Raw genomic sequence first — 24,832 nt, forward strand, 5'->3', positions numbered from 1 at the left:
TAATATAGTAATAATTAACAACGAAAGGAAACATTAATGAAAAAATATCAAAATACTAATGACCAGTTCCATGTTGGTCAGCAGTTTACCTTAAACACCAAACCCGAGTTTGATCGGATGGGGGTTAATGGTGAAGCGGTGGGCTATGTGGATCGGACGCTAGTCTTTATTCAAGGGGCCCTGCCCAAAGAACGAGTTACCATTGAGATTACAGATACCTACCATCATTATTTACGCGCTAAGGTAGTTAATATTGTCACACCTAGTCCATACCGGGTCACCCCTCGCGATGAATATGCTAATGAAGTAGGCGGATTTGAACTAGAAGACATGGAGTACCCAGCGCAGTTACGATTTAAAAAGGAAATTGTCAGACAGGCCCTTTATAAATATCAACCAATGGGGTTTGAAAGCTACAAAATTCATAACACCATGGGAATGAAGGATCCCTATGGATACCGTAATAAAGCTCAATTTCAAATTCGACAACGGGATGGTAAAGTCATTGCAGGACTTTATAAGACCCGCAGTCACGACTTAGTTGACTTAAAGACATGTTCAGTTCAATATCCAGTTACCATGAAAGTTATGCGGGCAATTGTGGACATGATTCAAGAACTGGGGATTCCAGTCTATGATGAATCTAACCATTCTGGAATCATTAAAACAGTGGTCGTAAGAGCCGCCCTTCACACTGATGATGTTCAAATTGTCTTCATTACTAACACTAAAAAATTCGTAAAACAAAATCGCATCCTAACCAAAATTGCCCTTAAATTACCAGAAGTAACGTCAGTGATGCAAAATATTAATCCTGGTGATACTCCATTAGTATGGGGGGCTGAAACAATCCTCCTTGCTGGTGACCCCGTTATCGTAGAAAAAATTGGCGGACTTGAATTTGAACTTTCCGCTCGGGCATTCCTGCAGTTAAATCCATTTATGACTCCCCAGCTATACGAAGTTGCTATTAATGCATTAGACTTATCTGGAAACGAACGCCTAGTTGATGCATACTCAGGAGTCGGAACAATCGGATTGCCATTGGCTAAGTACGTTACTGAAGTTCGGGGAATGGATACAATTGAAGAAGCCGTTGAGGATGCTAACCAGAATGCAGATATTAACGGAATCAAAAATGCGCATTACTTTGTTGGAAAGGCCGAAGAATTAATTCCAGAGTGGATTGACGATGGTTGGGAACCAGATGCACTAATCGTGGATCCGCCCAGAACCGGATTAGCAGAACCGCTCTTGGATGCAATTTTAGACGTTGCTCCAGAAAAATTCGTTTATGTATCATGTAATCCAGCGACCATGGCCCGCGATTTAGTCGAATTAAGCCGTGAGTACCGGGTGGACTTCATTCAACCAATTGACATGATGCCCCAAACTGCTCGGGTCGAGGCCGTGGTTAAATTTACCAAAAAATAGCCACAATGTTTTTAAAATTGGTCAATCAATGTTAATCTGTTCTATAAACAAAAAGAAAGTGGGGATTTTCAATTGCAAAATCCATTTAGAAATGGAATGATCCCAATTCCACCGAATTATGCAACCCTTAAGAACTCTAAAACTGGTGAATTAAAAATTAGTAAGGTCGGGTTTTCCTTTACCGCATTAATCTTCGGTTTTGTTCCTGCTATATTCAGAGGTGATTGGTACAACTTCTTTTGCATCATATTAGTTGATTTTGCAATTGCAATGCTTGCATCCGTCATTTCTGGTCAGCCCATCGGTACTGTTTATCGATATACTGAACCAATTAGCCAGGTAATTTGGGGACTATTATACAACTTAATGTATTGTCGTCACCTCTCTAATATTGGTTATGTTCCAACAGATCAACGTTCTAAAACGTTATTAGTTAATCATAAATATATTCGCGCAAATTAATAAAAGCGGCTAACCACGGTAGTGATTAGTCGCTCTTATTTTTTATTAACGCTTGATTTCTACTCGAATGTCAACGCCTTCATTAGGATTTAACTGTTCTTCATAACTAAAGTCAGCTTCCTTGAAGTAATTCTTAATTTCTGAATTAACTTCTTCCAATGGTCGTTCGTCATTATCTTGACGATGAAGAACCAAAGTGTATTCCTTATTATCATCATCAGTGTGTTCAAAGTCGTATAAAACATCAACCGTGTTTAAAATTTCTTGAATTAATTTCCGTTCTGAATTTTCCATAATAAATACCCTCTTAACTAAATATTATACAACTTCATTTTAGCTTGTTGGGTTCATTTTATAAAGTAAAACGCTTTTAGCTACACTAACTGGCGATCATCCTTACTTACAAACTTCCCCTGACCATCAACAATTTGATAGTTCCGATCCACATATTTAATTAATCGTGAATCATGGGTAATCAGTAGCACCGTCTTATTTTGCTGGTGGGCAATCCGCTTAAAGATTTCCATGGTCTGCACTGCTCGTTGGCCGTCCAAGGCGGCAGTTGGTTCATCGGCAAGGATAATTTGAGGGTTTGGATACATTGCCCGAGCAATGGCAACCCGTTGCTGTTGACCACCAGATAGTTGATCAGGATACTGATTCATTAGTTGGTCGAGTGAGAGATCTGCACAAAGTTGTTTAAACGCAGCGTTAGGTAAATTTCCCGTGGGCTTGACCCGATCCACTAGTTCAAATTGTTCCTTAACGGTTAGGTATGGTACTAGGTTATATGATTGAAGGATGAACCCTAGTTGATCAAGGCGAAACAGGCTTTGCTGACGCTTACTCATGTCACCATAGTTCTGCCCGTCAATTAATAACTGCCCGTTAGTTGGCGATAGAATTCCACCAATAATTTTTAAAAAGGTGCTTTTACCGGAACCCGAGGGTCCGGTAATTGAAATTAATTCACCAGGATTTGCCTTGAAGTTAATGCCTTGGAGGGCTCTCGTTTCACTAAGGCCCCTCCCGTAAATTTTTTCGATATTCGTTAATTGAATTGCTTCCATTATTTTACCCCCCAATTACGGTTGCTGGATCAATCTTAGCAACGGTTCGCATTGGAACAATTGCACCAATTGCAGTAATAACCACCATTAAAATTGCGATTAAACTTAACCACCCTAAGTTAAATTGAATTGGGACACTATTGGGAATTGCAATGGCGGTTAAAAAGGTTAGCCCCCCCACTGATTACGATCCCCCCCTACCGCTAGCAGCAACGCTTGACTGACGATGCTCTTTAAAAGGTAGTAGTTACTAATTCCCTGAACCTTCATCACGGCTAAGAATGGAATTTTTTGAATCGTTAATACGTATAGGAAAATGGCAATGATGAACAACGTAATTACCAGCAAAAAGCCAATCATAAAGTTAAACGTATTATTTTGAGCCGTATAACCAGGCAGCTTATTGATAAAAGCGTTTATTGACATAGTTTGAGTGCCACTAACCTTTGAAATGTCAGCAGGATGCTTCAAAACAATTGCACTTACCATTGGTTGAGCATTTTTATCAAATTTAACATCCTGAACCGCAGTTGAACTGGCATAAATTACTGGCGCCACGCTTAATTTAGCATTTTTAGTGGTCCCGACAATTTGATACCGTTGTGCATGGTTAGCAATTTTCAACCAGCCCCCAATTCGATAGCCATTATCCTTAACCAAACTATCATCCACAATTACCTGGTGATTATTAGTAAACTTATGTCCCGTTTCAATCTGCAGTTCCTTGTAAATTGATTGATTTGGATTAATTCCAATAATTTGGGTTCCTAGCTTATCACTACTACCAGGCCTAGTAACGTTTGCACTTAACTGAGTGATGTCAGAGTGACCAGAAATGTTTTGGAACTTATTTGCTTGCTGATTCGTAAGGTTGGACTGGGTTAGTGAACCATTCGCTTCACTATTTAAAACAATTTGCTGAGCATTCCAAGAATCGATTGCCAATCGATTAGAACTAGCCAGTCCGTTTGCCAACCCGGTTAAAACAAAAATGAGGTATGCAATTAAAACTAATACTAAGCCGATTAAGGCGTATCTAAATTTATATTTTTTAATTTCATTTAGTCCTAAGAACATGTTAATGAACCCCTTCCAATAACCCCTGATTCATAATTTGTAAAAGCGTTTTTAAATCTGATAATTCTACTTGCTGATCAGCCCCCAATAAAATGGATCTAATCGCGTTATGACTTGCTGCCGTTGCGGTTTTATAAACTACGGCGACCTTATTATGGTCGGTAACCCGTTCGCCGTTCACAATCATTATTAATTGTTCTGGCGCTAATTCATGGTAGTTAAATGGTTTTGATTTTAAATTATACTGATTATAGGCAACGTGCATTCGGTAAAAATCACGATACTTGGAGTCACTAATTTGATTAATGAAATCGGCGGTGGCTTGATAAAAACTATCGAGAGTGTTCATCTTTTCAGCCTTAATCATATTGAAAACATCAAAGTGGACCTCGTCTAAAACTCGTTTTAAAGTATAATTATAGCTATCGGTAAGATCAGCAAAGTACTTGTAAAATGACCCCCGTGCAATACCACAATCCTTAATAATTCTAGCAACCTGAGCGTCAAGTAGCTTATGCTGGGCGAATTCTTTCAAAAGGGCATTAAAGATTAATTCTTGTTTAACTGGGTTTAAGTTAATAAATGTTTTGGTTGGCATGGTATTAATTCTCCTCTTTGGTGACACGGTGTCACCTTATTTGTATTTCCACCTTAACATCAGTGTGACACAGTGTCAATAATAAACTTTTTTTAATTCCTAAATAATATTAGTATCTTATTTAAGCTATTTCTTTTAAAATGGAATTAGCGAAGAATTTTAGATGATTATGAAAGAGTGAATAATAATGACAGATAATGAACGGTTATTGAAGATTAAAAACGGCTATAACTTCCGTGATATCGGTGGTTATCCGACTAAGGATGGCCGGACTACTAAGTGGCATAAAATTATCCGTTCTGGTAACCTAGCTGAATTAGATCAGGCGGATAAGGATTACCTAAAGTCCTATGGAATTACAAACGATATTGATTTACGTTCTAAAATGGAACGCGATTCCGAACCTGACTTAGTTCCCGACGGTGTTAAGTACTCTAAAAATCCCATTTTCGAACAAAAAGAACGCCGGACTGCAGATGTAATGAAAAACTTATATTCAGAGGACCCCACTGTTGGAAAGTTACACATGAAACACGTCTACGAAAATTTAATTGAGAGTCCCATTGCCCGTAATTCATACCGTAGTTTATTTCAAATCCTCCTTCATGATTCTGATGGGGGCTCATTAATTCATTGTTCCCAGGGGAAGGACCGGACTGGCATGGGAATCGTGATGCTCTTATTCGTCCTTGGGGTTGATGAAAAGGACATTCAGGAAAACTACCTCGACTCAGCTAAGCAAATGGTTCCATACGTTCAAAAGAAGATTAAAGAATATGAACGTTACAATATTAATAATATTTGTAAGGAAAATATAACTTCCCTTTACACGGTCTCAATTGATTATTACAATGCTGCTATGAGTAAAATCAAGGAACTATACGGGAACATGGATAACTTTATCCATGAATACTTAGGTTTGAGCGATCAAGACGTTAAAAAGCTCAGGGATGAATACCTAACTAAATAACCCACTATTTCTTTATGGAGGGATTAATATGTCAAAACGCAGTAAATTACCACTTATTTTAAGCGTTCCAGTTATCGCAGCTGCGGGAACTTACGCACTTAGTGAATACTTTTTTAGAATGGGAATGGCGAGAAGAACCAAAAAGCCGAGGCCTTCTAAAACGCTTCTCCCATACGCTAAGGAATACTACCAGTGCTTAAATTGGTACCGTAAAGTTCCAAAGGAGACTTGGCACAACGCAGATCCTGACACTGGTGAAACAATGGTAGCGGATTTTATTCCTAACCAAAAGCAGACCACCAAAACCGTAATTATTGCCCACGGTTATAACGGGACTCGTGAAACCATGTCCGGATACGCTAAAATGTACTACGACATGGGATTCAATATCTTACTTCCTGATGACCGGGGTCACGGCGAAAGTGCTGGAAAGTACGTTAGCTTTGGTTGGTTAGACCAAAAAGATTACCAGTCCTGGATTGAAAAATTAATCGAGCGCGTTGGTCCTGACTGTCGAATTTTACTGTTTGGAGTTAGCATGGGGGCCGGAATCGTTTCAATGCTCAGCGGTTCTAAATTACCACCCCAGGTGGAAGCCATCATTGCTGATTGCGGGTACTCCAGTGTTCCAGAAGAACTAAAGTACCTATTGAAATACCGGTACAACTTACCAGAATACCCATTTGAAGCGCTAGTGAGCTCAATTAATAAACGTCGCTTGGGTTATTACCTAAACGACGCTTCCACTACTAAGCAGTTATCAAAAAACCACCTCCCAATCTTAATTATTCACGGGAGCGAAGATACCTACGTGCCAACGTTTATGGCATACGAAAATTACCGGGCTTCTGACTCCCCTAAGCAACTTTGGATTGTTAAGGGAGCCAAACACGCCGAAAGTTTTTGGAAGAAACCGGTTGAATATCGGAAACGCGTTAGTGACTTTTTGAAAACTTACTTCAACTAAAAAAGGATTAAATCAACTTAAACATTGATTTAATCCTTTTTGCTTGGAATCAAATTTTAATTTATATTTTCGTGATCAGTCTTTTTAGCTAGGATGTCTCCAATAATTTGGATAATGAACACAATTACCAAGATGATAATCATGGACATGATCGTAACATCATTTTCAAATCGTTGGTACCCGGTCATAATGGCGAGGTTCCCAAGTCCACCACCACCAACGGTTCCGGCCATGGCGGTTAACCCAATTAAACTAATCAAGACAACGACTGAAGATCTAATAATCGCTGGCAACCCTTCCTTTAAGTATACCCGGAAGATGATTGCAAGGTTGCTAGACCCCATTGCTTGGGCAGCTTCAATGATTCCTTCATCAACATCCAACAACGCATTCTGAATTTGGCGTGCGTAGAATGGCGTAGTGGATACAATCAACGGAACGATTGCAGCAATGGTTCCGATACTAGTCCCAACAATAATTCTGGTAAACGGTGCAATTACCGCTAACATAATAATGAAAGGAATTGAACGGAAAATGTTAACAATCTTATCTAAAATCGTGTAAAAAGTTGATTGTTTAGCAATTCCATCAGGCCCGGTAATTACTAATAGGACCCCGATAAAAATCCCAAACACTCCCGCAATAATGGCAGTAACTGCGGTCATATAAATGGTTTCCCAAGTTGCTTGAACGAAGCTCGGAATGGAGTCAGCAACGTTCGGAAAATAATGACTAAATAATCCCATCTATGCTTCCTCCTTTTCTTCCAACGCTTCTTGTTCTCTAACCTTAGCAAGGTCAATGTTATAAACCTGAATTTCTTGGTCGTGCAAGTAGTCCTTAGCCTTTTTAATTCCATCATCAGAACCATTTAAAGTAACGATTAAATGCCCAAGTGGCACCCCTTGAATAAATTCAACGTTTCCAAAAATAATATTGGCAGTAACGTTAAACTTTTCAAATAGTTCGATGATCACTGGATTACTAGTAGTATCACCAGTGTATTGCAGTTCAACTAACCGTCGATCATCGTAATTAACGAAGTCCTTTTGATGGCTCAACACCCGTAGAGCAGGTTTAATCTGATTAGTTGTTTCAATGAAGTCACGGGTTAAATCATTCTGCGGATTGCTAAATACCGAGAGTAAACTGCCCTTTTCAACCACTTTTCCAGAATCCATTACCGCAACCTTGTTACATACGGACTTCACAGCGTCCATTTCATGAGTAATTAATAGGATGGTTAAATTAAGATCCTTATTCAATTTTTGAAGTAGTCTCAAAATGGATTGAGTGGTTTTAGGATCCAAAGCACTAGTCGCTTCATCGCTAATCAAGATTTCAGGGTCACTGGCGAGAGCCCGGGCAATTGCAACCCGTTGCTTTTGACCACCGGATAATTGGGAAGGATAGTAATCCTTCTTGTCATAAAGGCCCACTAGCTTCAAAAGCCTTTCGGACTTAGCCTTCCGGTCCTTTTTACTAACCCCAGTCCCAAGTAATGGATATTCAACGTTGTTAGCAATCGTTCTAGCGTTCATTAAGTTAAAGTGTTGGAAGATGATTCCAATCTTACGTCTAACCGATCTTAGTTCAGAACCACTAACTTTTTCGATGTTTTCACCATTAATAATCACTTCACCTGAAGAAGGTTCTTGGAGGCGGTTAACAACTCTAACCAAGGTACTTTTACCAGCTCCAGAGTAGCCAACAATCCCAAATATATCACCCTTCTCGATTGATAATGAAACGTCTGAGACTGCCTTGATAGATTGATGCTTTTGTTTGAAAGTCACATCAATATTTTTTAACTCTACTTGAGCCATCATAATTCCTCCTTCAAGCGATTATTTCAACTTAATATTCCAAGCTGGAATAAATGCTCCATCATAAGTCTTTTCGATGTTCTTAGCAGTTGCTGATGTTTGGTAAGCTTCAACAACCTTCTTCAAATCCTTGTTGTTCTTATCAGATTTGTTAGTAGCAATGATGTTAATGTATGGTTTCGATTCTTCGTTAACCTTTTCCTTGATCAATGCCTTCTTAGGGTTCAACTTAGCATCCAATGCATAGTTAGTGTTAACAATTGCAGCAGTAACATCATCTAATGAACGAGCAGTTTGCGCTGCATCTAATGGTGTGAACTTAAGATTTAACTTATTGTCGTAAACATCCTTGGTAGTTGGGAAGCCACTAGCATCTTTAACCTTAATCAAACCATAGTATGCAAGTAGTTGAAGTGCTCTTCCTTCATTAGTTGGATCATTTGGAAGTGAGATTGTGTCACCCTTCTTAAGATCCTTGATGCTGCTAATCTTCTTGGAGTAAAGACCAATTGGAGTTAAAACAGTGTTACCAATTGAAACAATACTGGACTTGTGCGCCTTGTTCCAGTTATCCAAGAATGCTTGGTGTTGGAATGCGTTAGCATCAATTTCGTGGTTTTGTAGTGCGCCATTTGGTTGGGAGTAATCACTAAATGAAACTAGTTGTAAGTTAATCCCTTCCTTTTTCAAGGTTTTCTTGATTGGGTTCCAAATCCGATAATCATTACCCATAATCCCAATCTTAACCGTCTTTTCAGACTTACCACATGCTGCTAATGTAACTGGAATGGCTACTAATAGCCCCAATAAAAATAAGTACTTAATCAATTTCTTCATAACTAACCGCCCCTTAGCGCAAATATTATTTGAAACATAGAGATAGTAAACAAAAAAACTCCGTTCCTAGATTATTCTAGAAACGGAGTTTTCCGTGGTACCATTCTAATTTGATGAAAGATTACTCCTCCATCCTTACTAACGTCTATTCAACGCGTGCAATTAATAATGGTTGCCAACCCATTGCTATTTAAATATCAATAGCACCAAATCACAGGCCATATTCATCATCATGAATCGATCTACTCACATTAAACGTAGATTTTCTGAACCATCATCAATGACTACTCTCCTGATCACTTTGTTTATGTATCTCTATATCTCATTTATTACTTATTATTCTACATCCTTTTTTGCTAAAATCAACCTTTTTTTAATCTTTTTTTAATAAATATCAAAAAACGGTGATTTTTGAGGAAAATCACCGTTTAAAAATAATAATTTAATTAAAACGATAAGCATGGACATCAGCCTTATGCTGAGTAACAAACTTAAGCTGATTATCAGTTGAGAGCTTAAGAATCGTATAGATCTTGCCTAGCTCTGGAATGGATACCTCAATTGAACTCTTATCAATGTAAAAAATGAACTTCTTGGCAGGAAAATCAAGTTTATTAGACAAATCACTTGCCCCACTTAATTGACTAAATGGTTGGGAAATTGTTACATTATTTTGACTATTATTCTTCCCATTTGAAAAAACGTTCACATTGGTAGTGGTATCACTTTGAATCATGGAAAATACGTTTTGAGCAACTGGCTTTTTAAAGGTCACCACAATTTTACTGCTGGTGTTCGTCCCAGTCAGTGTTAACCCGTTACTGCTCTTCTTATGGTAAAAGCTCCGGTTGGCAGGTTCAACCACTTTTTCGTTTAGGACCTCACCATTTAGGGTCAAAATCCGGGGAAGGGTAAACGAACCAATATGGTAGTTATTATTAGCACTCATATAGCTATTGTAACCCCGGTCCCAGTTTCCAATCCATCCGATCATCATGATTTGCTTTCCATCGGAATCCAGTGGTTCGTAGTTCGCGGCATAATCATCAGAACCATTATCAATTCTACGAACGGTTTTACTATCCGCAATAAACAGTCCATCTGAATTAACCCGTCCAACTTGGTAGTACAATCCCTTACCGCCACTACCACCATCACCACTAAAGAACAGAACTGACTTTTCCTTGTGGGTATTGTAGTCATAAACGTTCCGAATCACATTGGGACACTCAATCATCCCTGGTGCACTATCATTCATTGCGGGGTTAAATGAAGCACTATTCCCAATGTCCTTCCAAGTGTTTGGGCTCCCGTTCGGACTAGTAAACGTCCGAATTTGGTCACCGCCACTGTTTGTGTTCCCCTGGGCAATGTACATAATAATTTGTTGTTTATTAGCATCCCACAAAACCTTCGGATCCCGAAAAGCGCCCCCTTGATTATACTGATTCATCACGGGCGCATTTTGTGCTGGTTTAAAGGTCAATCCTCCGTCAGTTGAATATGCTTCATAGACATTTTGACGTCCATTCGTAAAACCAGTAAAGAAAGCCAGCATTGCATTATCAGGCAAACTATTGTTAACAATGTGGCCGTTTTGATTATTCATCATTACCGAACCAGTCGCAACCGATTCCCAGCCGCCAGTATTTCTAGGAATGGCAATCCCGCGGTTGGTAAACGTCTTAAAGTCCTTAGTTTGAACTAGTTCCCATTCGGTACTGCTCCCAGTGTTCTTTTGATCATTTGAAAGGTAGTAAATATTCCAAACGTCGCCCACTTTAATAATCGATTGAATATCGTTCATAAATCCAGTTGGAATATTGTAATGGTAGCGCTGGGTAAACGTATTTTTGTTTAACGGGTTAGCAGCAGCTGTTTCAATCGTGGATAACGAATCCTGGTCAACGTAATACAAATTATTATTATACATTGCCGGAATCTTGTTCTTAACCACGTAGTCAGCAGTCTGGACCTGAGTATTATTTTCAACTAAGGAGTCAGTAACATTTCCATTCACCGGATTGTTATAAAGCTTAGTATTTGAATCAACATAGGCATCATTAAACTGCTTATTCAAAACCACTCCGTTAACAATGTTAGTAGCAGTTTGAACAATTGAATTCGCCGCATTTTGGCCCAACGAAACCGCGTTCATCGGATCAGTTGAAATCGTATCATTAGCTGCGTTTGCAGCAATTGCGAACTGACTCTGTTGCTTCTTATCCACCTGACCAACTACGGCAGCTCCAGAAGCGGCAGCGTTATTCACCTGCGACTGAGCCAATTGAACTGCATTTTCAGTAAAGTTAAAGGCCGGTAAAATATCAGCGTTAGCGGGTGGGGTGGAGTCAACCTCAACTTCATTTAATGCAAACACTACAAATGCAGAGGCTGAAAGGAGCACCCATTTTATCCGATGCTTAGCTTTATATCGATATCTAAATTTCATAATTGAATCCCACCCTTACTGTTAATTTTAATTCGTACTTTGTGAAAACGGACTAGTCGTATTCGTGGCAGAATTGGTCGTGGTCCCACTAGTTCCAGTCGTTCCAGAAAAGACACTGTCGGTAACTGCCCCCTGTGGCAAAATTGAATTAGCAACAACGCTAGTGGTATCTCCATTAATGTTTAATAAGAAACTAGGTGAGAATGTTGAATGACCACCACGCAACTTGGCATCCCCAGCCTTCGTCATGTAACTAGTTACGACTAAATTATTGCTATCGGGATTATTAATAACAAAGTATGAGTAAGTAAACCTTCTATTATTAGGGTTTAGTTCGGTAGATGATAATACCACCCCACTCTTTCCATTCAATGGCTTGTATGGTCCAGTTAACTTATTGGCAACAAACCCTAGCATGAAAATCCCCTTCCTACTAATGGTACTCTTCAAAAGGTGGGTCCCACGCGTATCAGTAAACAAGTACCACTTTCCATTCTTCTTGAATAGGTTTGGTCGTTCGGTTTCATCATCGACCCCGTTAAAGGTAACTAATGGTTTCATCACTTTTTTAACCGTATAGTTATTATTTAGCTCTAGAATGCCCAATGCTCCATTGGTGTATTGGTTTCGTAGCCCGTTCCAAGTATTCCGGTTCTTAATTAACTTCTTTTGAACCTTCTTTTGGTATTTCTTACTACCACCAATATTAGCATAATTATAGTTATTATTATCACTATAAGCTGAGCCACTAAATTTAGTCCCCGTATTTCCTTCAAAGACGAGGTACTTATGGCCGTTATCTTCAATATAATGCGGATCACGCAGCGTAAAATCATCGGCAGTAAATTGCAATGCTTCTCCAACGGTTTGGTTAGTGTTTTGGTAGTACTTCCCGTCACCAAAGAAAATGGTCTTATGGTCAGTCGTTGCATTATGGTCAATGCTGAGGCCATTGCTTGTGACATCAATCTTGAGCTTAGCGGTTGCTAGGACCTGTTGATTTTCACCATTTCCACCATGTTTCTTAGCACCAGAAAATGCCGTATAGAATAACCGAACGTGGTTGGAATCTTGTAAGATCGAGGAGCCAGACCATTCGTCAGTTTGTTTCTTTAGGTACTTACTCTTCCCGTCGCTACCATCGGTTCTGGATCTGAATAGTTTTCCACCGTTATACCATGATGAAATATCACTTGTATCCGTTCCAATTTTTTGATAGAACATGTAAATTGAAGCACCGTATTCAGCACCATTGTCTTCATTGGTCTTAGGATCATTCGCCATGGCAAAAACAATGTGGTAACCATGGTAGTTGACTAAATTACCCTTACCATCTTGAAGGGGCCAGCTATCCCAAACATCTAATTGGTCGGTCTTACTCTTATCCAACCGATTGGTTACCTTAGCATTCGTTACATCTGAAATGGCAACGTTCTTGAAACTAGGTACTTGATTCTTAGTTAACTTAGCTGCTGCAGGAATGTGCTTCATATTCTCACGAGTGTAGTGGTTCGTCCCGTAAGTATCACTAAAGGTGACTGGTTTCTTAGTTAGTTTATTTGCATCAACATACACTTTATCCCCATTGTACTCAGTAGCCACCTTCCCTGAAGTAGCATCAGTCTTAACAATGATATTGTGATCATTAAGCTTTCCAGCAGCCTTAGTGGCATCAGCACTCTTGTAGTAAGCAGCACCCTTTTGTGCATATTTAAAGCCAACTCGGGATAGCTTGGTTCCTTGAACGTAGCCATGCTTAGTCCCATAAGAATTCTTATAGGTCACTTTAACCCACTTAGAGTATCCACGTCCGACCCGGGTTACCTTTGAATTCCGCCCTAAATAAGAAAGCGGCTTACTATCTGCATTTGCACTAGTGTATAAAATTGCTGAGCTATTAATATAGTAGGTATTAACTGAGTACTTCCATTCGTGATATCCGTATGAACCCCCAGCTATTAAAATAATTAATAGCACAACGGCGCCACCAATCCAGTATCGTAGGTGGCCAAACCGTTTGTGTTGGTATCTTTTTTGCAATTTATTTCATCTCCGTCAATTAAACTTTTTAACTAACTAATATTAACATACAACTAGTAACACTTCCTATTTTAATCGGGAAAGCCACTAATCTTAATAATTTAAATTGCACCCCTAATGAGCATTAGTAAAGGCCTGGTTTAACCGGGTAAAGTTAACCGTTCCCAATCCGGTTGCCTGATTATAAATCTTCCCTGGTTGGCCAGTATAGTAGAGGTTATTATCCGTTAGGTGGTTCAAACTCGTAAATGGTGACTTAGCCTGCCTTGCAAAGCGATAAATTTGTGGATTCCAAAAACCAGTCCGCTTTCCTTGGAAGCTATTGATGACGGCGGCCATTGCCGCCATTTGTGGAGTGATAACACTAGTTCCATCCCCAAATGGATCCACTTTGCCGTTAAAGTAAACGTTATATCCAGTTAACGGATCAGCATTTCCAGAAATATCGGGTAAATTTCTTCCTGAATGCTTACCAGTGACTAGTTTAGCAGTCGGATTAAACTGTCCGGTGGTTAGGTTAAGAAACTGTCGCGCCTTGTAAGTCCCCACACCACTTACCCCAGATTGATATTTAGGCCTGCTAAAGTAGCTACTAAATCCGCCACCACTACCGTTATATAATTGATATAACGTGATTGGACTAATGTTTTTTTGTTGCTGAGCAATACTTGCTAATTCTTGATTTAGCTCATTTTTAACCTTTTCCTTCTCAGCTTCAGTTTTAGCATTCGCATAGAGGTTATTAACCGTCTGATCGTAAATATACTTAGCCCCAAATAGCGACGTTACGCTGGTGGAATTACTCCAAGCACTTTCCCGTGGCAATGAAACCCGCTTATCCTTGGTCAACTTAAAGGCAGCTAATTCAGAAAATAGAATGTTCTTAAAGGGGAGGGTCGTCCCACCCACTGCCACAATGTATGGTGATGATGCCGGTAGCCCCACTGACGTTGCCTTACTTCCCGACTGGAATGCGTACGCACCATTATCCCCCGCGGCGTTGAAGGTCGTAATTCCCTGGGCGGCAGCTTGCATCAAAAGCCGGTTTAACAAGCTAACTTCCCCTTTAGTAATCGACTTACTCTTCGTATCGGATTCAAAACTACCATAGCTACTGGAAATTACATCAACGTTGTCCCGTCCGATAGCGGTAGCATAAGAATTAATCAGTAATCCGTTACTAATGTCACCACTGAGGTATGCGTTAACTCGCGCCTTGGGTGCAATCGCACTAGCCTGTTCAACGTCCATGGTAACCTCTTCACGGTCGTCATTTTGCTTAGACAACCCTTTTGAAACCAATACTTTGTGGATTCGATTGAAATTGGAATGAACTCCTGATTTTTTTAAGTACTGCTCAACGTCACTCATCTTAAAATCAGCATTTCCAATGATTCCAATCGTTTGACCCTGCCCACCATTGCCGTTTGCGTACAATGGACTGGTGTTATAAGTGCGACCAAACTTTTTGTAAGACCGGTCACGAATGTTCGGATCCCTTACCTTACTCAAAATCTTTTTGACGGAACTGCTGGGGTTAACCGTTTTAGAAGTGACCACTGCACGCAACCCCGGTTGGTCAATGAAGTTCACCATTGGCCTGATGCGATGCGGAATCTTATCTTGCCCGTTCGTGGTCTGGTAATTCTTCTTTAAGTTCGTGGTTTGAATTAATTTAAGGTGAAACACCTTTTCAATATCTTTGGTTTTACCGCTAACCGTCATGACGATATTTCCTGGATATGTATTCGCCTTTAAGTTATGGGCCCGCATAAACTTACCAACCTGTTTAACTTTACGGTCGGACAACCCATACCGTAGCCCAAACTGCTGGGGAGTTAAGTACTTACGGTAGTTGTGACTTCCAGGAGTAACCGTTTGATAAATGAACTTAGTTAGTTCAGTTTGATTACGCCCCTTTAGCCCTAACGTTAGGATCTGTTGTTTATTTGCGTTAACCTGCTTATAGGTTACATGGCTAGCACTAGCTGGGGGCTGCACCGTAAATAACGATAGTCCACAAACCGTTAGACTCCCAAATACTCCTCGTAAAATTAAGTTAAGATTCAATTTAATCCACTCCTAAACCATTTCTTCCTAGTAGCTACTTGCAATTGCCGTCTTAATTTTCCATTCCTTAGCTTGATGAACAAATGAAAGCACCATTTGAAGTCGCCACTTAGAACGCATCCCATAAATTGATGCATCTACGACGTTGCGACAGGTTAAAGCATCGCCATTTACTTGAGCCGCAGCTTCTTGTTCCGAGTAGTAATTCATTGATCCGTCCTTAATGGCCGCTAACCATTCCGCCTTGCTTTGTCTTACTCCAGTCATGTGCGTGAGGATGAAATCATTAGCTAAAATTCCGTCTAATTGTTCTAAATCTGCATTGATCATTCCTTGATATAGTTGATGATAAAGGTTAATCAAGATGGTTTCTTTTTCTGCCATAGCTAAACAACTCTTTTCATTATAATTGTCCAAAGTATATAAAAAGAACCTGCCAATTGGCAAGTTCTTTGATGATTATTAAGATAATTATTTTAGTAGTCCAACGCGCTTCAAAACTTCATCGGCACGCCGAATGTGGTAATGGTAATCAAATGCGTCATCAATATCAGCTTGTGAGAGATGACTAGTGATTTCTTTATTGTTTTCAACTAATTCCTTAAATGGAAGGCTTTCGTCCCATGACTTAGCAGTTAATGGTTGAACTAAGTCGTAAGCGGCTTCCCGAGCCATTCCGCTATCAATTAGCTTCAACATTACCCGTTGGCTGTAAATTAAGCCGTGGGTGATTTGCATGTTAGCCTTCATCCGATCTGGAAAGACGGTTAAGTCTCTGATGATCGTGGTAAAACGATGCAACATGTAGTCCAATAGAATGGTGGTATCTGGCATAATAATCCGTTCAGCAGATGAATGGGAAATATCCCGTTCATGCCAAAGGGGAACGTCTTCAAACGCCGTTACCATGTGACCACGAACGACCCGTGCCAATCCACAGATGTTTTCTGAACCAACTGGGTTCCGCTTATGAGGCATTGCGGAGGAACCCTTTTGACCAGCATTAAAGTGTTCTTCAACTTCGTGAACTTCGGATCGTTGTAATCCACGAATTTCGGTTGCAAATTCTTCCAAACTAGTGGCAATCAATGCAAGGGTTCCCACGTAGTCGGCGTGAAGGTCCCGTGGGAGGATTTGACTTGAAATTTCTTGGGCACGAATCCCTAATTTCTTACATACGTATTCTTCCACAAATGGTGGGATGTTAGCGAAGGTTCCAACGGCACCGGAAATCTTACCAGCTTCAACTTCACGGGAAGTTTCTTCGAAGCGCTTTTGGTTCCGCTTCATTTCTGAATACCAACGAGCAATCTTTAATCCAAAGGTGGTTGGTTCGGCCTGCACCCCATGGGTCCGGCCAATCATAACCGTATCTTTGTACTTAACTGCCTGTTTAGCAATTACATCAATTAATTCTTGAATATCTTTTCTTAAAATTTCGTTTGCTTGTTTGAAACGGAGTCCATATGCCGTATCAACAACATCGGTACTAGTAACCCCAAAATGAACCCATTTCTTTTCAGGTCCTAATGATTCAGATACATTTCTGGTAAATGCGACAACATCGTGATGGGTAACGGCTTCAATTTCGGAAATCCGCTTTTCATCAAACTTAGCGTTCTGCTTAATCTTTTCTACATCTTCAGCAGGAATGTGGCCTAACTTTGACCAAGCTTCATCAATCGCAACTTCAACTTCTAACCAAGCTTTAAATTGGTTGTGCTTAGACCAAATTTGGCCCATTTCACTTCGTGTATATCGATCTATCATTAGTTTAATCACCTTTTATTTAAATTTCGATTTCGAACTAATTATAACATATTTTCTGGTTAATTTTCGGAAAAAAGCGAATAATAATCTGATGATAGTTTAAAATTAATTTAAATCCGAACTTTATTTTTTAAAAAAGACCCATTGTTCTTGATTTTTATTTTTTTAATGGTAAAATCTTATAGGTTGCTTAAATTTAGGCAATCCAATAAATTCTACGAGGTGTTTATATGTCATCAATTGTTATCGTTGGAAGCCAATGGGGAGACGAAGGAAAGGGAAAAATCACTGACTTTTTAAGTCAGCGTGCAGACATGATTGTTCGCTACTCTGGTGGTGACAATGCTGGTCACACAATCGTTATCGATGGAAAAGAATTGCATCTTTCCTTAATTCCTTCTGGAATCTTTTTCAATGATAAGTTAAGTGTGATTGGAAATGGGGTTGTTGTTAACCCTAAGTCACTACTTAATGAATTGAAATATCTTAATGATAATGGAATTGATACTGACAACCTCCGCATCTCCAGTAGAAGTCATGTAATTATGCCTTATCATATTTTATTCGACGGCTTACAAGAAAAGCTTAAGGATGAAAAAATTGGAACTACTAACAAGGGAATCGGCCCTGCCTACATGGACAAGGTCGAACGAATTGGAATTAGAGTTGCGGACTTAATTGATAAGGATACTTTTGCTGAAAAATTACACCAAGCCCTTAAGATTAAAAACCAATTATTGACCAAGCTATTTGAAGAAGAACCATTGCAATTCGATGATATCTTTGATGAATACTACGAATATGGTCAAAAAATTAAGAAATACGTTGTTGATACTTCACTATTAATCAACGATGCCTTAGACGAAGGCAAGCATGTTTTATTCGAAGGTGCTCAAGGGGTAATGTTAGATGTCGATCATGGGACTTACCCATTTGTTACATCCTCTAATCCAATTGCCGGTGGTGCCGCAGTTGGTGCTGGTGTGGGTCCTAGTCGGATCAACGAAGTCATCGGGGTTTGTAAAGCATACACTTCCCGAGTTGGGGATGGTCCATTCCCAACTGAACTTCATGATGAAGTGGCTGATCGGATTCGTGATATCGCTCATGAATATGGTGTCGTTACTAAACGGCCCCGCCGAATTGGCTGGTTAGATGCCGTTGTTTTGAGACATGCTAAGCGGGTTTCTGGATTGACTTACCTTTCCTTAAACTGTTTAGACGTGCTCTCAGGACTAAAGACCGTTAAAATTGCTACCAAATACAAGGTTGACGGTGAAGTGATTGAAAACTACCCTGCTAATAATTCCGTTCTCGAACGCTGTGAGCCAGTGTACGAAGAACTTCCTGGATGGGACGAAGATATCACCAAGTGTAAGACGGTTGATGAACTCCCAGTAAATGCACAGAATTATCTAAAGCGGGTTAGCGAACTTGTTGGCATCAAACTTGATACTTTTGCCGTTGGTCCCGACCGTGATGCTACCAACATCATGATCAATGCATGGGATACTGCTGACAAGTAATAATTATTGTTCCTATTGTTTTTTAGAATTATGGAGGCGTTCAAATGAGAGTATTTGACTATGAAGACATCCAATTAATCCCTAGTAAATGTATTATTAAAAGCCGGCACGATGCCGATACGACCGTTAAATTTGGTCCTAAGACGTTTAAATTGCCGGTAGTGCCTGCCAACATGCAAACTGTAATTAACGAAGAATTAGCAGAATGGTTAGCATCTAACGACTACTTCTACGTAATGCACAGATTTCAACCTGAAAAGCGGGTTGATTTCATCAAAGACATGCAATCAAAGGGACTATTCGCATCCATTAGTGTTGGAATTAAGGATAGCGAATACGACTTTATCGACGAACTAGTTAACGAAGGCTTAACGCCAGAATACATCACCATCGACGTTGCACATGGTCACTCTGATTTTGTAATTAAGATGATCAAGTACATTAAGGAAAAAATCCCAGCCAGCTTCTTGATTGCTGGTAACTTGGGAACTCCGGATGCCGTTCGTGAAATTGAAAACGCCGGTGCCGATGCCACTAAGATTGGAATCGGACCTGGTAAGGCTTGTATCACTAAGCTTAAGACCGGTTTTGGAACTGGTGGTTGGCAATTAGCCGCCCTCAAATGGTGTTCCAAGGCTGCTAGAAAGCCAATCATTGCTGATGGTGGTTTGAGAACCAACGGTGACATTGCAAAGTCAATTCGTTTTGGTGCTACGATGACCATGATTGGTTCCCTCTTTGCAGGGCACGAACAATCACCTGGTAGTGTTATTACCATTGATGGTAAGCAATACAAGCAATACTGGGGTTCTGCTTCTGACACTCAAAAGGGTGAATACAAGAACGTGGAAGGTCGTCAAATGTTAATCCCATACCGGGGTAACATTAAGGATACCCTTCGCGAAATGCAAGAAGACTTACAATCATCAATTTCATATGCTGGTGGTAAGGATATTTCTGCCATCAAGACTGTAAACTACGTGGTTTTAGATTCAGATGATTAAAATATAAAAGAGCCCCATCAACGCTAAATGGCGTTGTTGGGGCTCTTTTTGAATACATATTTCATAAAAAGCTATTCTGCTGACAGACTATCAACTGGATCTAGTTTACTTGCACGTTCTGATGGGATAATTGCAGCAAGAATATTAATAAATAGAGAAACAAAAATAATAAATACGATATTTAGAGGTGATATCTGTATAATTGGATATTTAATTGCTTGGTTTGAAATATTATTAATTAAAAATTCTAACAATCCAGCAATGATAATTGAAAATAGTGATGAACATAATCCAAGCAATATAGCCTCACTGAAAAATAATTCTCTAATGTTTCCCTTAGTGACACCAAGAGCTCTTAGAATCCCAATCTCTTTAGTTCTTTCAGACACACTTATTGATAAAACTACAATAATCATAATTGCAGATACCAATAGTGAAATTCCGGAAATTGAAGCTAATACATTAACTGCAAGATTAACGTATGTATTTAAAGTAGAAACTTCAGCATTTGCTCCAGTAACTGTAAAATTCTTTTTACCATTTGAATTTTTTAAATCTTCAATCCTTTTCTGAGTAGCTTTAACATTAGATACTCCTCCTGAAATATTAACAGTAATAAAATTAGTCTTAATTTTTTGATTATTACTACTATATATTTTCTTAAGTGTATCGTAGCTAGTTGATATTAAAGAATAATCAATATTAGAAATCCCACTAACCGTTAATTCCTTACTCATTGGAACTTGTTTTCCGTCATTTCCAATTGCAGTAAAGGTCATTCTGATTTTTTTACCGATTAAATCTTTAGTTCTGCTATTTAATTTTTTAGCAACACCTTCAGATAGCATAATTGTATTTAACTTGTTAGGTTTCTTACCTTTTGAAATATTTTTATCCAGCAATGTTGAGTTATAAGTATTAAAGTCTTGCGCTACTGAAGTTTTTTTATTGTAGTTAAGTTGTACCGATAACTCCATTGCACCTTTTTCAACTGATTTAACACCCTTAACACTTTTAACTTTATCAATATCCTTGCTAGACATATCATACTTTAGAATATCAGTAGTATTATCTGGATCACCATTTAGAACTTGAACAGAATTAGGATTTACTTGAGAATATATTTGTTCATTAATATATCCCTTAATTCCACTACCTAACCCCAACATAATAATTACACTGAAAAGACCTATGGACGATCCAATCATAACTAATGAATTTCTTTTAATATTGTACATCATTTGTTGAAATGCCATTAAAAACGCCTGATACATTCTTAATGGACGTAGACTCATTCCACTAGATGGCTCAGTTTTATACGGTTCACGTAATTGCTTATCGCTATCTATTTTACCATTAGCCATGTGAACTACTCGGGTTCCATAAGCCGCAACTTTATCAGAGTGAGTAACCGTAATTACTAACTTACCTTCTGAAGCGATTTCATCTAGTAGCTTAAGTATTTCATCCGTGTTTTGTGCATCTAAAGCACCTGTTGGTTCATCAGCAATGATTATGTCTGGTTCAGATGCTAATGCTCGAGCAATCGCAACCCGTTGCTTTTGACCACCAGATAATTGGTTTGGATGCTTATGGATATGTTCACCTAATCCAACTCGTTTTAATAGCCCTTCTGATCGTTTGTTTTGTTCAGCATGTGATAAATTGCTCATTTCCAAAGCCACACGTACATTATCCAAAATTGTCATATGTCCAATTAAGTTAAAGTTTTGAAATATAAACCCAATTGTCTTACGACGATATTCATCTAATTGTTTATCTGTATCATGTTTTAAGGAACTCCCGTTTAATAAAACATCTCCTTGATAATTACTATCTAAGCCACCAACAATGTTCATTAAAGTCGACTTTCCACCACCTGATTCACCAAGTAGCGAAACAAATTCACCTTGGTTAAATGATATATCAATTCCCTTAAGAACTTTAAATTCTTTATCATTTATATAATAAGACTTATGTATGTCATTCAGTTCTAAAATGTCCACAATTAAAAACCCCTTAAACAGTTAATAGTATATTCAATATAGTATAGTATATCAAAATATATTATTAATCAAATAAATTTTCATAATTAGTAAAAAGATAATCATAAATTATTAAAAAAATTTTTATCTTCTTAAAATGCTAATCCCATACCGAGGCGGTATTAAGGATCCCCCTCGCTAAATGCAAGAAGATTTACAATCATCAATTTCATATGCTGGTGGTAAGGATATTTCTGCCATCAAGACTGTAAACTACGTTGTTTTAGACTCAGACGATTAAAATATAAAATAGCCCCAATAACGCTGAATGGCGTTGTTGGGGCTATTTTTTTATAGATGAGGCAAATTACATTATTGAAATTGATATTAAAGATTTTATCCAAAGTTGGATCCTATGAGTAATATTTAGTCGTAAAAAAGTAATCCTATAATTATTAGACAAAATCTAACGGTATGCAGCGTACTTTTTATTGTTTATTAAATTTATGATTTATTTTAAAAGCTATTATTAGTTTAGCATTAATTATGATTTTTGAATGATCCAAATATACAAAAAATGATGATGGAGTAGTTAATTTAATAGTTTAATGGAGAGGACCATCGATAAATTGTGCTTTCCCATAACCAAAGCTCCAATCTGAATCACCATTCGTGGATAGGCTTATCATTAAATCCTTAGGATCTAAACCAATTTTTAATTTTAACCCATTTGCTAGTTGTTCGTAGAATGCTCGTTTTTGAGTTACATTTCGATATCTAGTAGTAATTTGGAATACAACAACGTCTTTGCTTCTTTGAATTCCTAGACCTGCATCCAGAATGTTCATTTCAAATGGCTCATGCTGGGTAATAATCTGATAACGATCTCCTTCTGGAACCCCAAAAGTGTTTAGTAAAACTTGATAAGATGTATCTAATAGTGATTGTAAATATTTTTCGTCATGACCTTTAATAACATCAATTCTCATAAGTGGCATATTATCAAATCCTTTTCAATTTATTTAAAGTATAAAGAAACTATTAGAAAGTTGATTGTTTACCACATCCCTTCACAGACTCTTAAATTAATTGGTAGATTTTAATTTATCTTTCTTATAACGATATTCACCAATAATAGAAGTAATAATGATCCATCCAACAAAAATGTATGGGAAGATTTTAGCAATTCCCTGTGGCTGAGGGTAAACGCTACCAACGATTGGAATTATAAGTAAAACACCAGTAATAAATGATAATACAATGTCTTTTAATCTGAGCTCTTTTATCTTATGGAGAAAAATAGGAGCACTAATAGTTACCATCAAATATGGTACTAAGAATCCCCAAACAGCAATCGTACTGAACCAATCATATGCATCGCTAATCTGAGTGAAAGCTGAGAATCCAACAATCAAAGAACCAATCAATACACTTAGAATTCCAATTGCAATCGTTGGGGTCCTTTTAGTTTCATTAACCTTAGTAACGATTTTAGGAAGATAGTGTTCATTCCCCATCCGCATCATAATTCTAGATCCGGCTGTAATGATACCAACGCTTCCAGACCAAAAACTAATCGTTGCACCTAAAGTAATGCAGTACCCAAAGAAACCAACATGATTTGCTTCTGATAAGAATGAGAGTGGGTTAGTAGAGGCCCCTAAATTATGCCCACTGCCATTGAAGCCCATTATCATTACCATTGACATGATAACAAAGAAAATCCCGGCAAGGATTGGGCTAATCATGACTGCGAGCGGTACGTTTTTGAGTGGTTTTTTGGCTTCCTTACCCATTGAAGCTGCTCCTTCAAACCCAACAAAACCAAAGAATGCTAATACAAGTCCGGAAGTTACATTCCCCATTGAAACATGTGTAAAATCAACGTTATTAGGATTGATATTAAAATGATGTGTATATAGGATTATAAAAGCTAAGATTGAGATTAAGGATACTGAGGTCATTTCAAGAACCATCATCGCTCTAGTTGAAAGTTCAACCCCACGTTGGGCCATAAACCAAACACTTATGATACCAATCGTGGCAAGAAGATAGTATGGAACTGAGATATTTAAATAAGCTAATAAGTTATGAAGATAGATAGCAAAACCACCAAGCATTGAAACGGCAGTTGTGATATATGCGAAAAAGATGCTTGATCCCGCTACAAAGCCTGATCTTCTACCAATACTTTTATTAACGTAAGTATAGATACTTCCAGACGTTGCATATCGTTTCGAAAAAACATTAATTTGGCTAGCTAATAAGATACACGCAATGGTTGCAAACAGATAGGCAATCCAAGTACTATTACCAGCTAGCGCAAAAACTACTGCAATGTTCATTACTGGAGTTGCAGTCGGTGCAATATTCGCAATTGATTCCCCTATCACCTCAAAGAAGGATAGTGAATTCGGCTTTAAATTTGACTCTTCATTTTCATCTACATAAGTTGTTTGAATAACTTCACCAGAACTAACTTTCTCATTCATAAAAAAGCACCTCTTTTTCATTATCAAGTACTATAATCAATAATGCACAATATATTGAATTTTTATTCTATTAGTGCATTGTTGATCCACCAACTTTTCAATAAAACAATATTTACATAAACACGAACAATAACTATTTAGAATAGCTATAATTCATTTATTTTGAGAATTATATTATTAAAATTAGCTAATTGCAATCTTTTTATTATTAAATTTTAATCGTTTTATAATTTATATCTTGCTTTTAATTTT

General features: G+C 38.3%; 22 protein-coding genes, 1 pseudogene and 1 other annotated feature. Of the genes and pseudogenes, 7 read left to right on the forward strand and 16 right to left on the reverse strand.

All coding sequences use genetic code 11. The annotated features are described in order from the left end of the window. Positions 1 to 36 precede the first annotated feature (36 nt). Both rlmD and HZL42_RS00455 read left to right on the forward strand, forming a co-directional pair. Positions 37 to 1,434 carry a 23S rRNA (uracil(1939)-C(5))-methyltransferase RlmD gene (gene rlmD, locus HZL42_RS00450; RefSeq protein ID WP_219053770.1) on the forward strand — a complete coding sequence of 466 codons (1,398 nt, stop codon included), beginning with the start codon at positions 37 to 39 and terminating at the stop codon, positions 1,432 to 1,434. Positions 1,435 to 1,506: 72 nt separating this feature from the next. Continuing rightward, entirely contained in the window at positions 1,507 to 1,896 is a 390-nt protein-coding gene (locus HZL42_RS00455) for a hypothetical protein (RefSeq protein ID WP_255552503.1), read from the forward strand. A 45-nt stretch (positions 1,897 to 1,941) separates the two neighbouring features. On the opposite strand, the gene HZL42_RS00460 is transcribed toward HZL42_RS00455, so the two are convergent. From HZL42_RS00460 to HZL42_RS00480, 5 genes are all read right to left on the reverse strand, one after another. Further along, on the reverse strand, positions 1,942 to 2,190 hold the full coding sequence (locus HZL42_RS00460; RefSeq protein ID WP_219053771.1) for a hypothetical protein: 249 nt from the start codon (positions 2,188 to 2,190) through the stop codon (positions 1,942 to 1,944). An 80-nt stretch (positions 2,191 to 2,270) separates the two neighbouring features. Next, entirely contained in the window at positions 2,271 to 2,966 is a 696-nt protein-coding gene (locus HZL42_RS00465; protein ID WP_219053772.1) for an ABC transporter ATP-binding protein, read from the reverse strand. A gap of 4 nt (positions 2,967 to 2,970) precedes the next feature. Next, positions 2,971 to 3,147, reverse strand: coding sequence for a hypothetical protein (locus tag HZL42_RS00470; protein ID WP_219053773.1), 177 nt, complete (start codon positions 3,145 to 3,147; stop codon positions 2,971 to 2,973). Continuing rightward, positions 3,135 to 4,043, reverse strand: a complete 909-nt coding sequence (locus HZL42_RS00475; RefSeq protein WP_219053774.1) for an ABC transporter permease — start codon at positions 4,041 to 4,043, stop codon at positions 3,135 to 3,137. Before HZL42_RS00475 ends, HZL42_RS00470 begins: the two co-directional genes overlap by 13 nt. 1 nt (position 4,044) lies before the next feature. Next, complete coding sequence (locus HZL42_RS00480) at positions 4,045 to 4,641, reverse strand: TetR/AcrR family transcriptional regulator (RefSeq protein WP_219053775.1); 597 nt, start codon at positions 4,639 to 4,641, stop codon at positions 4,045 to 4,047. Positions 4,642 to 4,828: 187 nt separating this feature from the next. Here HZL42_RS00480 and HZL42_RS00485 point away from each other — a divergent pair, with 187 nt between their 5' ends. Next, positions 4,829 to 5,611: a tyrosine-protein phosphatase gene (locus HZL42_RS00485; protein ID WP_219053776.1), complete on the forward strand. Its 783-nt coding sequence runs from the start codon at positions 4,829 to 4,831 to the stop codon at positions 5,609 to 5,611. Between the two features lie 28 nt (positions 5,612 to 5,639). Beyond that, entirely contained in the window at positions 5,640 to 6,578 is a 939-nt protein-coding gene (locus HZL42_RS00490; RefSeq protein ID WP_219053777.1) for an alpha/beta hydrolase, read from the forward strand. 56 nt (positions 6,579 to 6,634) lie between these two features. Here HZL42_RS00490 and HZL42_RS00495 read toward each other — a convergent pair whose 3' ends face one another. From HZL42_RS00495 to purB, 8 genes are all read right to left on the reverse strand, one after another. Continuing rightward, positions 6,635 to 7,324 carry a methionine ABC transporter permease gene (locus tag HZL42_RS00495; RefSeq protein ID WP_219053778.1) on the reverse strand — a complete coding sequence of 230 codons (690 nt, stop codon included), beginning with the start codon at positions 7,322 to 7,324 and terminating at the stop codon, positions 6,635 to 6,637. After that, positions 7,325 to 8,407: a methionine ABC transporter ATP-binding protein gene (locus HZL42_RS00500; RefSeq protein WP_219053779.1), complete on the reverse strand. Its 1,083-nt coding sequence runs from the start codon at positions 8,405 to 8,407 to the stop codon at positions 7,325 to 7,327. 18 nt (positions 8,408 to 8,425) lie between these two features. Beyond that, complete coding sequence (locus HZL42_RS00505; RefSeq protein ID WP_219053780.1) at positions 8,426 to 9,241, reverse strand: MetQ/NlpA family ABC transporter substrate-binding protein; 816 nt, start codon at positions 9,239 to 9,241, stop codon at positions 8,426 to 8,428. Between the two features lie 75 nt (positions 9,242 to 9,316). After that, positions 9,317 to 9,550 (reverse strand) — a binding site (T-box leader). A gap of 133 nt (positions 9,551 to 9,683) precedes the next feature. After that, entirely contained in the window at positions 9,684 to 11,693 is a 2,010-nt protein-coding gene (locus HZL42_RS00510) for a hypothetical protein (RefSeq protein WP_219053781.1), read from the reverse strand. 27 nt (positions 11,694 to 11,720) lie between these two features. Then, positions 11,721 to 13,733, reverse strand: a complete 2,013-nt coding sequence (locus HZL42_RS00515) for a glycoside hydrolase family 68 protein (protein ID WP_219053782.1) — start codon at positions 13,731 to 13,733, stop codon at positions 11,721 to 11,723. A gap of 114 nt (positions 13,734 to 13,847) precedes the next feature. Then, complete coding sequence (locus HZL42_RS00520; RefSeq protein ID WP_219053783.1) at positions 13,848 to 15,803, reverse strand: protease pro-enzyme activation domain-containing protein; 1,956 nt, start codon at positions 15,801 to 15,803, stop codon at positions 13,848 to 13,850. 27 nt (positions 15,804 to 15,830) lie between these two features. Beyond that, positions 15,831 to 16,187, reverse strand: a complete 357-nt coding sequence (locus HZL42_RS00525) for a nuclear transport factor 2 family protein (RefSeq protein WP_219053784.1) — start codon at positions 16,185 to 16,187, stop codon at positions 15,831 to 15,833. Between the two features lie 87 nt (positions 16,188 to 16,274). Further along, positions 16,275 to 17,573 carry an adenylosuccinate lyase gene (gene purB, locus HZL42_RS00530; protein WP_219053785.1) on the reverse strand — a complete coding sequence of 433 codons (1,299 nt, stop codon included), beginning with the start codon at positions 17,571 to 17,573 and terminating at the stop codon, positions 16,275 to 16,277. A gap of 230 nt (positions 17,574 to 17,803) precedes the next feature. Between purB and HZL42_RS00535 the strand changes: the two genes are divergently transcribed. Together HZL42_RS00535 and HZL42_RS00540 are read left to right on the forward strand one after the other, a co-directional pair. Next, positions 17,804 to 19,099, forward strand: a complete 1,296-nt coding sequence (locus HZL42_RS00535) for an adenylosuccinate synthase (protein WP_219053786.1) — start codon at positions 17,804 to 17,806, stop codon at positions 19,097 to 19,099. A gap of 44 nt (positions 19,100 to 19,143) precedes the next feature. Then, positions 19,144 to 20,103, forward strand: coding sequence for a GMP reductase (locus HZL42_RS00540; RefSeq protein ID WP_219053787.1), 960 nt, complete (start codon positions 19,144 to 19,146; stop codon positions 20,101 to 20,103). Between the two features lie 71 nt (positions 20,104 to 20,174). Here the strand turns inward: HZL42_RS00540 and HZL42_RS00545 are convergent, their stop codons facing one another. After that, positions 20,175 to 22,109, reverse strand: a complete 1,935-nt coding sequence (locus HZL42_RS00545) for an ABC transporter ATP-binding protein/permease (RefSeq protein ID WP_219053788.1) — start codon at positions 22,107 to 22,109, stop codon at positions 20,175 to 20,177. Between the two features lie 133 nt (positions 22,110 to 22,242). On the opposite strand from HZL42_RS00545, the pseudogene HZL42_RS00550 reads away from it, so the two are divergent. Further along, positions 22,243 to 22,389, forward strand: a pseudogene (locus HZL42_RS00550) (GMP reductase); the annotation flags it as partial. Between the two features lie 304 nt (positions 22,390 to 22,693). On the opposite strand, the gene HZL42_RS00555 reads toward HZL42_RS00550, so the two are convergent. Both HZL42_RS00555 and HZL42_RS00560 read right to left on the reverse strand, forming a co-directional pair. Continuing rightward, complete coding sequence (locus HZL42_RS00555; protein WP_219053789.1) at positions 22,694 to 23,086, reverse strand: tautomerase family protein; 393 nt, start codon at positions 23,084 to 23,086, stop codon at positions 22,694 to 22,696. Between the two features lie 87 nt (positions 23,087 to 23,173). After that, a complete protein-coding gene (locus HZL42_RS00560; protein WP_255552504.1) occupies positions 23,174 to 24,580 on the reverse strand; it encodes an APC family permease in 1,407 nt (468 codons plus the stop codon). Positions 24,581 to 24,832 lie beyond the last annotated feature (252 nt).

Origin of the sequence: Lactobacillus sp. Sy-1 (genome assembly GCF_019303535.1) — a bacterium.
Lineage (GTDB): Bacteria > Bacillota > Bacilli > Lactobacillales > Lactobacillaceae > Nicoliella.

Coding starts and splice junctions, on each gene's coding strand:
- rlmD (WP_219053770.1), top strand. CDS start 37: ATGAAAAAATATCAAAATACTAATGACCAGTTCCATGTTGGTCAGCAG.
- HZL42_RS00460 (WP_219053771.1), bottom strand. CDS start 2,190: ATGGAAAATTCAGAACGGAAATTAATTCAAGAAATTTTAAACACGGTT.
- HZL42_RS00465 (WP_219053772.1), bottom strand. CDS start 2,966: ATGGAAGCAATTCAATTAACGAATATCGAAAAAATTTACGGGAGGGGC.
- HZL42_RS00475 (WP_219053774.1), bottom strand. CDS start 4,043: ATGTTCTTAGGACTAAATGAAATTAAAAAATATAAATTTAGATACGCC.
- HZL42_RS00480 (WP_219053775.1), bottom strand. CDS start 4,641: ATGCCAACCAAAACATTTATTAACTTAAACCCAGTTAAACAAGAATTA.
- HZL42_RS00485 (WP_219053776.1), top strand. CDS start 4,829: ATGACAGATAATGAACGGTTATTGAAGATTAAAAACGGCTATAACTTC.
- HZL42_RS00490 (WP_219053777.1), top strand. CDS start 5,640: ATGTCAAAACGCAGTAAATTACCACTTATTTTAAGCGTTCCAGTTATC.
- HZL42_RS00495 (WP_219053778.1), bottom strand. CDS start 7,324: ATGGGATTATTTAGTCATTATTTTCCGAACGTTGCTGACTCCATTCCG.
- HZL42_RS00500 (WP_219053779.1), bottom strand. CDS start 8,407: ATGATGGCTCAAGTAGAGTTAAAAAATATTGATGTGACTTTCAAACAA.
- HZL42_RS00505 (WP_219053780.1), bottom strand. CDS start 9,241: ATGAAGAAATTGATTAAGTACTTATTTTTATTGGGGCTATTAGTAGCC.
- HZL42_RS00510 (WP_219053781.1), bottom strand. CDS start 11,693: ATGAAATTTAGATATCGATATAAAGCTAAGCATCGGATAAAATGGGTG.
- HZL42_RS00525 (WP_219053784.1), bottom strand. CDS start 16,187: ATGGCAGAAAAAGAAACCATCTTGATTAACCTTTATCATCAACTATAT.
- purB (WP_219053785.1), bottom strand. CDS start 17,573: ATGATAGATCGATATACACGAAGTGAAATGGGCCAAATTTGGTCTAAG.
- HZL42_RS00535 (WP_219053786.1), top strand. CDS start 17,804: ATGTCATCAATTGTTATCGTTGGAAGCCAATGGGGAGACGAAGGAAAG.
- HZL42_RS00540 (WP_219053787.1), top strand. CDS start 19,144: ATGAGAGTATTTGACTATGAAGACATCCAATTAATCCCTAGTAAATGT.
- HZL42_RS00555 (WP_219053789.1), bottom strand. CDS start 23,086: ATGCCACTTATGAGAATTGATGTTATTAAAGGTCATGACGAAAAATAT.
- HZL42_RS00560 (WP_255552504.1), bottom strand. CDS start 24,580: ATGAATGAGAAAGTTAGTTCTGGTGAAGTTATTCAAACAACTTATGTA.